The organism is Janthinobacterium silvisoli (assembly GCF_014200725.1).
Taxonomy (GTDB): Bacteria; Pseudomonadota; Gammaproteobacteria; order Burkholderiales; family Burkholderiaceae_D; genus Janthinobacterium.
Map to the genome: position 1 here is coordinate 177,594 of NZ_JACHCL010000002.1, position 11,929 is coordinate 189,522.

Below are 11,929 nucleotides of genomic sequence, written 5' to 3' on the forward strand. Positions count from 1 at the left end.
CCCTTCTCGCCTTATGCAAACGGATTGGCCACGGTCGTCACCACCGGCGGTGGCAACTGGTCCGGCAATGCTGCTTTTTCGAGTTGCGCTACCACATCGCTCAACAAGGTTTGCAGTTGCCGGGCCAGCGCCAGGCCAGCCTGGTCCTGGGTCAGGTCGATATCGCCGCTGATGCTGATGCGGTCCAGCCGGTTTTCTATCGACAGGCCGCCGATGGACAGCACATCGCTTTCATTAGCGTAGGGGATGAATTTCTTTGCGCTCATGGTTTTCTTTCTCCAGATTCAGGCAGATTATTTCTTGGACTTGCGGTTCACCTTGGGCAAGCTCAGCATGGACATTTTTTGCTGCCGCGTCAGCGACGGTAACAGATTGATGCCTATCCTGTCTTCCAGTTGGGCGATGCTCAGCACTTCGTAATCCTTGGTGTCGACATTGGCGATGAAGTAAGCGGCGCCAGCGCGCTGGCGCGGGCTGTAGACGGCCTTATACAAGTGGCTGGGCACCAGCACATTGCCCACCTTGCGCAAGTTACCGCCAATAAAGGCTGGCCCCGTGAGCACATACAGGTCGCCCTCTTTCTTGGCCATCTTGCGCACGGCGCCTTCGATGCCGGCCCAGATATAGCGGTTGTTGGCGCTGTCTTGCGGCACCATATTGGCCAGGGTAAAACTGTCTTGCTGGCTGATGCGGTCCGGCATGTCGCCATTGGGCGCCATGTGGCCCCGGTCAAAACCGCTGCGCGCATAGTCGCTGAGCTCGGCGCGCTGGCCCGCTGGCAGCCGGCGTTCGGCATGGAAGGTGTTTTCGCGCGACAAAGCCTGCGCCGCTGCCACATTGCTCGCTGTCAAATGTTCGGCCGACCACAGCGGCGTGCGCGTCAGGCCTGAATGCATGACGCCAAACACCGTGTAGCACAGTTCGGTAGTTTCCACGTCCATCCTGGGATTGGTAATTTCCGGCTTGCGGCCATCGACATACATGGCGGGACAGGCGTCGGCATGCGCCAGGTTCGCGGCAAAAGCAGAGGCCAGCAAGCCGCACGCCAGGGTCAGCCTGGCGATCGATCGTTGAATCATAATTCCTTAGTTGAAATCTTTGCGGGCCAACATTCTAGCGGACGATGACGCCGCACGACAACGCGCTGTGCAAGCTGATACCGAGGTGGCGCAAATAATGCGGCGACCGAATGGCGCGCATGGATTGATATCTGCTAAGATTGAATCGATTTGTTCGTATCGTATCTACTATTATAATTTGGAGAGCATATGATCAAGAAGACCCTGCTAGTCATCGTCGTCATCGTCGCCGCCATCCTGGGCTACGCCACCACCAAGCCCGATACCTTCAGCGTGCAGCGCGAAGTGTCCATCAAGGCGCCTCCAGAAAAAATCGCCGGCATGATCACCGATTTCCATTACTGGGCGGCCTGGTCGCCATGGGAAAAACTCGATCCGGCCATGCGCCGCACCTTCAGCGGCCCCACCAGTGGCCTGGGCGCGCAATATGCGTGGCAAGGTAACGACAAGGTGGGCGCCGGGCGCATGGAAATCACCGAAGCGGCCAGCCCTGCGCGCACCGTCATCAAGCTCGATTTCCTGAAGCCGTTCGAAAGCCATAACACGACCACCTTTACCCTGACGCCCGATGGCGACAACACGAAGGTAAACTGGACCATGACCGGCCCCAGCCCTTACGTGAGCAAGGTTATGAATGTGTTCGTCAGCATGGATACCATGATAGGCAAGGATTTTGACAAGGGCCTGGCCAATCTGAAGGCCGTCTCGGAGCGCTAGGCGTTACGCCTGCACAGGCACACTAACAGGGCCCGTGCGGCCCTGTTTCCTGTTGATGTATCGCGATTGGAAAGCACCGGCATCAAGTACGTGCCAATATCCCTATTTCAGGAAAAGAATACTGGCATCTTCAACCACGCCATAAGTCACACAGGTGCCTTTCCCCATCCCATAAACAGTGGCGTCGCTCGATTTTGCAAGCAAGGCCATGGCATACATGGCCTTGCCGCCGGCGGTTGCCGCATCAAATGACATGGAATGGTTATAACCGGCAATAGCGCAAGCCGGCTGTGTACCCACGATGGTATCGGCAAATGTTACCAACCCCTTGCCATCGAAATCAATGCGTACCTCGACGACCTTGCCAATGATTGCCCCTTCGGCATGGACTGGCGACGCCACGAATGACGCCGCAAAAGCCAAACTCAATAAAATATGCTTCATCTTCAGATAGATAAAATAAAAATATATTTTATATTGAAAGGTGCCCTGAACATAGCCATTTTGGATATCAATAGTATTAACTTTGAAGCCGCAGCGTTCATTACAAGAGAATTACCCGCGACCAAACCGCCGGCAGAATCGTTGGCAAACGGAGCGTTACTTAAAACTGCTCGATCCAGGCAGCGAGGTGGTCCGGTTTGAGGGCGGGTTCGGCCTGCACCAGCCTGCCCTGCAGGCCCTGTTCGGTGGAACTCAGTTGCAAGGACCAGCCGCGCCGCGCCAGCCATAGCAGGCTGGCCAGCCAGAACGCGTGCACGGGCGAAACAGGCGTGCTGGTCGGTGTTTCCAGAAACTCCGTCAACAAACGCGGTTCGAGAAACAGCGCCGTGCCGCCCCTGTCTTGCAGGGTTTCACCAAACACGGCGTGCAGCAGTTCAATCGCTTGCTCCACCCCAGGACCGGGATGCTCGCGCTCCAGCGTGGCCAGTTGCTGACGCACGGCAGCGCCAAACGCCGTGCTGCGGAACGCTTCCGAACTGACCAGGTCGGCATGATCCATCGTCAGCCAATCGGGTTCGGGCGGCGTCACGCCGGCCGTCAGCGCCGCCGACAGATACGCTTCCACCGGCAATTGCTGCTCCGGCCCGGCCAGGCTGGCGCACAGCAGGTACAGGCTGCCGATGCGGTTGGCGGTCACCTGGCGCTGGCGCACCAGCAGTTTTTCACGCAGCAATTGTGCGTGCTCGTTGCGCAGCTGCGCCAGGTCCAGCGCCTGCTTCAACTCCATGCGCAGCGCAGCGATATCCCACGGTTTCTGGATGTAGCGGTGGATCTGCCCCTGGTTGACGGCTTCCACCGTATGCTCCAGTTCGGAATACGCAGTGGTCAGGATACGCACGATGTGCGGGTGGCGGTCCCAGGCATACGACAACAAGGCATTGCCGTAGGCGCCAGGCATGCGCTGGTCCGATACCAGCACGGCAATGCGTCCGCCCTGCTCGTCGAGGATGCGCTTGCCCTCCTCGACCGAGGTGGCAGTCAAAACTTCGGCCAGCGGTGCGATGGCACGCTGGAAATACTTGAGGGCGTTGGCTTCGTCATCGACGTAGAGTATCGTCGGCAGTTCCTGCTCCGGCGCGCGCTGGGGCGGCAAAGGCAGCTTGGCGTCAATCATGCTCGTTCCTTATATGGACGGGGAAACTCAAGGTGACCGTGGTATCGCTGTCAGCGCCATTGCTAACAATACCGATATCGATATTGCCACCAAAAGAATGCATCATGCGCTGACAGAAAATCATACTCCAGGCAGGCTCTGCAACGCTATCGCTACTGATGGGATCATGCAACAGACGCTCGGGCAAGTCCGGCAAAATGGCGGGCCCATTGTCGCTCAGGCTGATATGCCGGTTGCCTACGTTGAAAACCAGCCGCGGATGCGGGTGCGCCGCCAACCTGCGCAAGGCATACCCAAGCACGGAAGACAGGATCAATGCAACGCAATTGGGCGATTCGGTAATGGCGAAGTCATCTTCGATCACCAGCGTGATGGCCGCACGCTGGGTGGCAGACAGCGGATATGTGTCGAGCAACCCTGTCAGCATCTGGCCAGCACTGGCGGCACGGCGCCCACGCCCGCCACGCATGCCTGGTCCCGCGCTGGCCAGGCGCACGGTATCGACAAAACTGGCCAGTATCGCCAGGCAATAGCGGGCGTTGTCATGCATCAGGGCCGCCGCTTCGACGATCTCGGCCGCTGGCGCCTCGACCATTTCCACCACCGCGGCACGCCGCTCGATACCGCGCGCGAAATTGGCGATCGCCCCCAGCGGCGTGTTCAACTCATGCGCCAGGAAGGCCAGCGATTCGTCGATGGCCATCAAACCCTGGCGGCGCGCCGCCCGTTCGCGCCCGGTCTGCACGGCCAGTTGCAGCGCACTCAACATGGAAGGCATGTCAAACGGCTTTTCCAGCAGGCGGAAAAGGCTGCCGCCATTGATCAGTTCAAGCAGCACCTGCTTGTCGGCATAGGCCGTCACCAGCATGCACACGATATGCGGATACCAGCGCGCCACTTCCTGCAGCAATTCACTGCCCAGGCGACCCGGCATGCGGTAATCGGTGACCAGTACATCGACTTCGCCGCCCACGCCGACCAGCAAGGCCAGTGCGGCATCGACACCGGGCGCCGTCAGCACACGGTAGCGTGCGCCGACAGCTTGGCTGAAATACTTGCACGCCAGTTCCTCATCATCGACGTAGAGCACGGTGGCGCGGCTATCGTCCGTCATGTTGACGCCCCTCCCAATCCGGTCGCGGCAAGTCGAAATTCATGCTGGCCCAGGAACCGAACTCACTTTCGGCGCTCAGGGTGCCGCCGTGGCGCTCGATCACGCCATAGCTGATGCTCAGACCCAGACCCAGTCCCTGCCCCACTTCGCGGGTAGTAAAAAATGGTTCAAACACGCGCGCCAGGTTTTCCGGTGCGATGCCGGGGCCATTGTCGCGCACGCTGATTCGCAGCCGGTCGCCATCCCAACGGGCGCTGATGCGGATCTCGAACGGCGGCACATTGCGCTTGCGCATGGACAGTGCGGCATTGCCCAGTAGATTGATCAGCACGCCAACGATGGCGGCCTCGTCGCCGCGCACCATGGTATCGTCGGGCAACTCGCGCACGATGCTGACGCCTTTCGTTTCATGGCCCACCAGGCGGATGGCTGCGTCGAGCGCGCGGGCCAACGGAAAATGTCCATTTTCCAGCTGTTTGCCATTCTTGCGATAGGCAAAGGTTTTCAGGTCCGACACGATGTGCTGCACGCGCTGCATACCCTGCCTGGCGTCGGCCAGGCATTCACTGATCAGCGCGCTTTTCTTGGCGGCCGGGTCTTCGATGGCCACCTCGATGGCCATCATGCAGAAATTGACAGGGTTATTGACTTCATGCAGCAAGCCCGCCGCCAGGGTGCCGATGGCGGCCATCTTTTCCTGCTGCAGCATCTGCCCCTTGATATCAGCCAGGTTGCGGTTGGTTTCCTCGAGTTGCATGTTCTTTTGCGCCACTTCCGCCTTCAATTGAAACAGCATGAAGCGGGCGCGTTCATTAAAATAGGTAAACACGGTACTGATGCTGGCCGACATGATCAGGAACAAGGTATTGACGACAAAGGCCGCCCGCAAGTCAAAGCCCCGCGCATACCAGACGCAGGCGCAGACATACAGCAGGCAGGAAATGGCGCCAAAGACCATGTTTTGCCACAGGCCAAAGGCCAGCACGATGCCCGAGGAATAAATCGCCAGGGTCATGCCCACATAATAGATCGAGCCTGCGCCTTCGGTGACGGCGATCATCCAGGCGATCATCAATTGCGGCAGCAGCAGCCAGATAAACGTCAGCCACTGGATACGTTCCTGCGCCCAGCGCGTGCGCATGGCCAGCACCACGCACAGTATCAGGGCCGCCACCAGGATGCGCGCACCCGCGAAGGCGGCCTGCTTGCCGGGATACAGGGCGGAATCGAGACCCATGCCCAGCAGTATCAGCACAATGCCCGTATAGGCGCCGCCACGGCTGAATTCCAGGCGAAAATTACGCAGGGCTGCCGCGTAGGCCTCCAGCAAACCTGCGTTATCCATCATGAAATACTCACTTCGGCAAAGACATTGACGCCGGTGGCGTCGACATAGATATGATGTTCCGTTGCATGCGCTGGCAGCAAGGCGGACAGAGACTCTTCATTGCGGTAGATCAAATGCCACTCAAGCAGATGTTCCATGCCGAACTTTCCGGGGTTACTCGAATGCACATTCGTCACCAGCAAGCGGCCACCCGCTACCACCCGGCCGGCGAAATGCTGCAACAAGCGCATGCAGACCTTATCGGACAGATAGTCGAACAGGCCGGCGCAATACACTACGTCGCAACGATCGGACCGGGCAGCAATACCGTTGCCGCGGCGCCGCTTGAGCAGATTATGCACGGAATCGTGCACATAACCGATATCGACCTCTTGCCCCGTACGCTGCAGGATGGCGCCCAGGCGCGCACGCGTCCAGTCCAGCGTTTCGGCGCTGAAGTCCACCAGCTCAAAGCTCAGCCATTGCGCATCGGCACAGTTTTCCAGGAAACGCTGCACTTCGATGGCCGGGCCGCAACCCACATTGAGCACCCTGAAAATGCGCCCCGCCGCGCGGGCCTGGGCTGCCTTGCGTGTCAGGAAACCGGTCAGGATATCGATGCGGTTGCGGTGCGCTGTCGCCACCGCAGCCTGCAGGAAAGCCGCGTTGACGATCTGGAAGTAGGTCGTTGGCCCCTGGCGCGGATCGTCCAGCAGCTGGTTGACCATCTGGTAATCGCCGGCATAACCGAGCGGTTTGGTGAATGTACGAAACACAAACGGCGCGCGCAGGATCAGCGGGTGCAGGGCCGCCTGGGCAAAGGCCCGATGGGCCGGCGCATGATCTGCCTCGACCAGGGCCGCCGCTGCCTCCAGTTGCCGCAGATAATGCTGGGTTTGCTCCATCAGCGGCAGCGCCAGTTCATAGAAGACATCAGGCCTCAGGCGGCCGTTCTCCTTTGGCAGCGCTGCGGACAAATCGACCTGTTCGACCCAGCGCGCCACTTCCGACAAGAAGGCGCGCATCTCGTTGACGACGATCTGGTAATCGCCGCGGATACGGAAACGCTCGCTCCAGCCCGATACAAAAGCCGTGGCCTCGCGCGCCACGGCGCCCTTCACCAGCACCACATCGCTCAATTCACGCCACGGGTCGATCAAGGTGACCGAGATGATCGCCGTCAAACCCGTATTGACGCTACTGATGACGACTGCCTTGCCGACGTAGGCGTTTTTCGCACCCATGCGTACCGTCAGCTCATTGAGCACTTCGCTCACCTGCACGATGGCATCGGGATTGTAAATCTCCATCACCATTGAATTGCGCTGCAGATTGAAAATAGTGCCGCGGATTGCCTCACCCCCGGTAGTGCGGAAACTGACGACTGGATCGATTTGCGATTGTGAATACACGATAGGACATGGTCAAGATGCCTGGTCCCGGACGCACTGCTTGCACGGGCGCGCCTGAGGCCAAACGGGTTGAGGGCAAGGCGCGTGGGCGGCAGCCGCCAGAGCGCCATCCTTTGAATCGAGCTAAACCATATAAATCATTAACGGCGTGACGCCAAGGCGCGTCTTTGCAGTATCTCTTGCCGAGTGTACACTGTATGTAAGAGCACGGGCAATCGTTGCTGAACGGAAGGCATTTCCAGTGCGCAAACGCCACACCAGTACAACTTTCCCTCGCTACACCGCATCGAACAGCGCCAGCGCATGGCTCAGCAATTGCGGCGCCTGCTCCGTTCAGCGCTTGAAGCAATAGCGAAAATTGGTGGCGCCGTGAAAACCGGCATAGGCGGTCACGGCCTCGTTATCATCACCATGCGCCTGAAATGGACAGACAGCTTTGTGCGCGCGCACGAGATCGGGCCCGGCCTGGAAATAACTACCGTGATGCGCAAGATGCAGCTTGCAGCCCCGTACCCTTGAGCAACGGCGCCGTGGTCAATAGCGTCAGGCCGCTGCGGTAGCCGATACCAAGGGCGGCGTCTCGACCGAACGGCTCAGCTCAGCCAGCACCACTTCCGGCACGCCATCAGCCAGCGAACAGGCATGGCGCAAGCTCAGGCGAATTATGCGCTTGTCATTGGCGTGGTGGCGCATCTGGCCCACCATGAAACACAAATGGCGCGCGGCCACGGCCGCATCTTCACGCGGCACACCCGGCATCAGCACGGCAAAGCGGTCGTCCGCGTAACGGCACAGCAAGTCGTCGTTACGCAAGTTCAGCAGCAGCATGTGGCCCACGGCCTGCAGCACGCGGTCGCCTTCGCGGTGGCCATGTTCTCGTTGAATCAAATGAAAGCTATTAATATCGAGCAAAACCAGCGCGCAATCGACGCCCGGATGGCGTTCTTGCTCCAGGCGCATCTGCGTGCGCAAATAGCTGGCATCGGCCAGCTGCGTGATACGCTCGAACACGCGGTGATCGCGGAACAAACGCTCGCCTTTTTGCAAGTGCCCGCTCAGGCGGAGCTGTTCCTGGCGCCAGTAATACATGCCGATGGTCAGCACCAGCATGCCCAATGGTACCAGCGCTTCACGCCAGCTGCCCCACATTTCACGCTTGTCGACGGCAAAGAATTCGTCCAGGCAAGCGGCCCATGAACCGAGCATGATGGCGCACAGGCCGCCCGCGATCAGCCGCATCGCCAGCCCCCGGGACCGGCTGCTGAGCGCATATAAAAACCACACGCCGGCAATCACGGCCGTGCCCCCTTCGGTAACGATGTCCATCCACTTCCACGCATGCGATGGCCTGACGGCGCCCGAGGTGGCATACAGCACGAAAAACAGGGACAGCGCGAGCGCGGCGCCGATCAGGCTGTTGCGGTGAAGTTGCTGCATGACGTTATCCTTAAAACAAAGCTGTCTCAACGATAGCGTTTGCCGATGACGGCACGATGACATGTCCGCCTACGGTGCACAGGATAGCCATCACTCATCACAAGGCATTCAAATTGCCCAGCATCTTCGCCGCCTGCTGTTTGAAGTCAAGAATCGCCGCATCCTCCATTTTCTCCAGCTGGCGGTAAGCCATACCGATGCGGGGATTGCGTTCCAGCACACGCGCATTGCGATGGAAAAAATCCCAATACAGCGCATTAAATGGACATGCCTTGTCACCGATACGTGCCTTTTTATCGTAATGGCAGCCTTTGCAATAATCGCTCATGCGGTCGATGTACGCGGCGCTGGAGACATAAGGCTTGGTGGCCAATAATCCGCCATCGCCAAACTGGCTCATGCCCACGGTATTGGGCAGTTCCACCCATTCAAAGGCATCGATATAAATCCCCAGATACCAGTGGTGTACTTCGGCCGGATCCAGGCCGGCCAGCAAAGCAAAATTACCGATCACCATCAGGCGCTGGATATGATGGGCGTGGGCTTGTTCCAGCGACTGGCTAATCGCCTGTGACAGACAATGCATTTTGGTTTTGCCATCCCAAAACCAGGATGGCAATGCACGCGTATGGCCAAAGAAGTTTTTACTCTCATAGCCTGGCATATGCGCCCAGTACACACCGCGCACATATTCTCGCCAGCCCAAAATCTGCCGGATAAAGCCTTCTACTGCGGCCAATGGCGCATGGCCCGCATGGTAAGCCGCTTCTGCCCTGCCCACGACTTCGCGCGGATTGAGCATTTTCACATTCAGCGCAAACGATAACAAAGAGTGAAACAGGCGCCAGGCCTGGCTGCTCATGGCATCCTGGAAGTCGCCGAAATGCGGCAACGCATTGCCAATAAAGGCGTCGAGCTGCAGCAAAGCTTCTTCGCGGCTCAAAGCCCATGGCAGACAATCTGCCCTGGACGCACCAAAACTTTTTACACCCGCCGCCACGATGGTGTTCCACAACAGAGAATGGTCGTGCAAGATGCGGGGGTCTATGGGTTCGGCCGGCGTGCCGCGCCACGGCTTGCGGTTATCGTGGTCAAAGTTCCACTGGTCACCGACCGGCTTCTTTGCATCAGCCATCAAGACCCCGTGTGCAACACGCATCTGGCGGTAGAAAAACTCCATCAGCCATTGCTTGCGTCCGGCGAAAATATCGGCCGCTTCATTACGGGTGGTATAAAAATGGTCGCTGTCGACCATCAGCCACGATATGCTGGAACGGCGCCCCTGCTGGTACAGCTGCTCATCAAGGCGCCACTCGTCGGGCGCCTGGTATTCAAACGCGCTGGCGCGATAATGCGTAATCAACGCCTCGATATTGTCCGGTATCGAGCGTACGCTCTCCACATCATCGATCGTGATGTAATGCACCCGGTGCCCGGCCGCGTGCAGCTGCCGCGCCATCTCGCGCATGGCGGCAAAGATGGCCAGGATTTTTTGCGCATGATGCAGCACATAATCCGTCTCTTGCCGCACTTCCATCAGGATGTAGGTGGTGGCGTCGTCCACTTCGCTGAACCAGCGGTGCTGCAGATTGAGCTGGTCACCCAGTATCAATCGCAGGGTGTGTTTTGCTTGGGGCATGATGATGAGGTGCTGTGGCTCAGTAAAACCACACTTTAATTCCGATCCCCGACTTTACCGCGCAAGTTGGGAATCGTGGCCATTTTTTTATGCTGGCGCTGGTGTTGTTGCTCAGCCAATATACTGCAGCATGCGCTGCTCGATGAGCTATTCTGATCTAGCCTCAACACCGGCGAAATATCAGGCTGGCATTGACGCCACCAAAACCGAAGCCATTCGAGATGGCGTAGTCCGTCGCTATTTTCCGCGCCAAGCCGCTGACGATGTCGAGGCCCTTCGCAGCCGGATCGGGCTGTGCCAGGTTCAGGGTGGGCGGCGCCATTTGGTCGCGCAGGGCCAGCACGGTAAAGATCGCTTCCACGCCGCCAGCCGCGCCCAGCAAATGTCCTGTCGCAGACTTGGTGGCGGAGATGGCGGGGCCGCTCCCCGTGCCGAATACGGCCTTGATGGCGGCGAGCTCACTGGTGTCGCCAACCGGCGTGGAGGTTGCATGGGCGTTCAGGTGCCCGATCTGCCCGGGGGCGATGTTGGCTTGCCGGATCGCCAGTTCCATGGCGCGCCGTCCGCCGGCGCCGTCGTCGGGTGGTGACGTCATGTGATACGCGTCGGCGCTGGTGCCATAACCGACCAGTTCCGCGAGTGGCGTGGCGCCACGGCGCAAGGCGTGCTCCAGTTCTTCGATCACCAGCATGCCGGCCCCCTCCCCCATCACAAAACCGTCCCGTTCAAGATCGAAAGGGCGCGATGCCTGGGTGGGGCGGTCATTGAAGCCGGTAGACATGGTTCTGGCTGCGGCGAAAGCGCCGAAACTGACGCGATCGATGCAAGCCTCGGCTCCGCCGCACACGGCAATATCGGCTTCACCGGCACGTATCAAGCGGGCGGCATCACCTATCGCCTGAGCGCTGGCGGCGCAAGCGGTGACGGGTGCACCCAGCGGGCCACGAAAGCCATGGCGAATCGAAATATGGCCAGCCGCCATATTGGCCAGGAAACTGGGCACGGTAAACGGAGACAGCCTTCTTGGCCCCCGGCCATCGGTGGTACGCACCGCATCGACGATGGCGCCGAAGCCGCCCACGCCGGACCCGACGATGGTGGCCGTCCTTTCGCGCGCATTGTCGGTGTCGGGCTGCCAGCCCGCCTGCTGCAAGGCTTCCTGCGCGGCCGCCAGGGCAAACAGGCTGAAGCGGTCCATTTTCTTGTGGTCCTTGGCTTCCACCGCGACGGCAGGATCGAAACCCCATGGGGACTCTGGCGTTAATCCCGGCACGGCGCCAGCGACCTTGGCGGCAATTGCTTCCGTGAGTTCTTCGGGCAGCAGCGCCAATCCCGAATTGCCATCGAGCAGGCGGCGCCATACGGCCTCGGTTCCACATCCCAGGGGCGACACCACGCCCATGCCAGTCACGACAATTCGTCTTGTGTTCAAAACATGCTCCTCTTGGACCCGAAAAATGGGCAGATAGAAATTGGCAAAATACGCCATGCAACGGCCAAGTCACGCCGCAGGCGTCTTGGAAATCAAAGCTTAGTATAGGGAGATACTCGAGAAGGAATTGACACATCGCGCCAATGAATATGCA

Annotated in this window: 12 protein-coding genes; 2 read left to right on the plus strand and 10 right to left on the minus strand. The window is 59.2% G+C overall.

The window, feature by feature from the left end; translation table 11 throughout:
* Window positions 1-11: 11 nt before the first annotated feature.
* Together HDE75_RS10950 and HDE75_RS10955 are read right to left on the minus strand one after the other, a co-directional pair.
* A complete protein-coding gene (locus tag HDE75_RS10950) occupies window positions 12-266 on the minus strand; it encodes a hypothetical protein (RefSeq protein ID WP_183677764.1) in 255 nt (84 codons plus the stop codon).
* Between the two features lie 27 nt (window positions 267-293).
* Entirely contained in the window at window positions 294-1,079 is a 786-nt protein-coding gene (locus HDE75_RS10955; RefSeq protein WP_183677762.1) for a DNA/RNA non-specific endonuclease, read from the minus strand.
* A gap of 189 nt (window positions 1,080-1,268) precedes the next feature.
* On the opposite strand from HDE75_RS10955, the gene HDE75_RS10960 reads away from it, so the two are divergent.
* Window positions 1,269-1,796 carry an SRPBCC family protein gene (locus HDE75_RS10960; protein WP_183677760.1) on the plus strand — a complete coding sequence of 176 codons (528 nt, stop codon included), beginning with the start codon at window positions 1,269-1,271 and terminating at the stop codon, window positions 1,794-1,796.
* Between the two features lie 102 nt (window positions 1,797-1,898).
* Here HDE75_RS10960 and HDE75_RS10965 read toward each other — a convergent pair whose 3' ends face one another.
* From HDE75_RS10965 to HDE75_RS10985, 5 genes are all read right to left on the minus strand, one after another.
* Entirely contained in the window at window positions 1,899-2,240 is a 342-nt protein-coding gene (locus HDE75_RS10965; protein WP_183677758.1) for a hypothetical protein, read from the minus strand.
* A 160-nt stretch (window positions 2,241-2,400) separates the two neighbouring features.
* Window positions 2,401-3,414, minus strand: coding sequence for a response regulator (locus tag HDE75_RS10970; RefSeq protein WP_183677756.1), 1,014 nt, complete (start codon window positions 3,412-3,414; stop codon window positions 2,401-2,403).
* Window positions 3,407-4,528 carry a response regulator gene (locus tag HDE75_RS10975; protein ID WP_183677754.1) on the minus strand — a complete coding sequence of 374 codons (1,122 nt, stop codon included), beginning with the start codon at window positions 4,526-4,528 and terminating at the stop codon, window positions 3,407-3,409. Before HDE75_RS10975 ends, HDE75_RS10970 begins: the two co-directional genes overlap by 8 nt.
* The gene (locus HDE75_RS10980; protein WP_183678142.1) at window positions 4,515-5,873 is read right to left on the minus strand and encodes a sensor histidine kinase; all 1,359 of its coding nucleotides are present in this window, start codon (window positions 5,871-5,873) and stop codon (window positions 4,515-4,517) included. The genes HDE75_RS10975 and HDE75_RS10980 overlap by 14 nt, the downstream gene beginning before the upstream one ends.
* Window positions 5,873-7,267 carry a class I SAM-dependent methyltransferase gene (locus HDE75_RS10985; RefSeq protein WP_183677752.1) on the minus strand — a complete coding sequence of 465 codons (1,395 nt, stop codon included), beginning with the start codon at window positions 7,265-7,267 and terminating at the stop codon, window positions 5,873-5,875. The genes HDE75_RS10980 and HDE75_RS10985 overlap by 1 nt, the downstream gene beginning before the upstream one ends.
* A gap of 303 nt (window positions 7,268-7,570) precedes the next feature.
* On the opposite strand from HDE75_RS10985, the gene HDE75_RS10990 reads away from it, so the two are divergent.
* Window positions 7,571-7,786, plus strand: coding sequence for a hypothetical protein (locus HDE75_RS10990; RefSeq protein ID WP_183677750.1), 216 nt, complete (start codon window positions 7,571-7,573; stop codon window positions 7,784-7,786).
* A gap of 24 nt (window positions 7,787-7,810) precedes the next feature.
* Here the strand turns inward: HDE75_RS10990 and HDE75_RS10995 are convergent, their stop codons facing one another.
* The 3 genes from HDE75_RS10995 to fabF all read right to left on the minus strand — a co-directional run bounded on the left by HDE75_RS10995 (window position 7,811) and on the right by fabF (window position 11,745).
* Window positions 7,811-8,704 carry a GGDEF domain-containing protein gene (locus HDE75_RS10995; RefSeq protein ID WP_183677748.1) on the minus strand — a complete coding sequence of 298 codons (894 nt, stop codon included), beginning with the start codon at window positions 8,702-8,704 and terminating at the stop codon, window positions 7,811-7,813.
* A 97-nt stretch (window positions 8,705-8,801) separates the two neighbouring features.
* A complete protein-coding gene (locus tag HDE75_RS11000) occupies window positions 8,802-10,343 on the minus strand; it encodes a cryptochrome/photolyase family protein (protein WP_183677741.1) in 1,542 nt (513 codons plus the stop codon).
* A 163-nt stretch (window positions 10,344-10,506) separates the two neighbouring features.
* Window positions 10,507-11,745 (minus strand): beta-ketoacyl-ACP synthase II, encoded by a 1,239-nt coding sequence (gene fabF / locus HDE75_RS11005; RefSeq protein ID WP_260174126.1) that lies wholly within the window; start codon window positions 11,743-11,745, stop codon window positions 10,507-10,509.
* Between the last annotated feature and the right edge of the window lie 184 nt (window positions 11,746-11,929).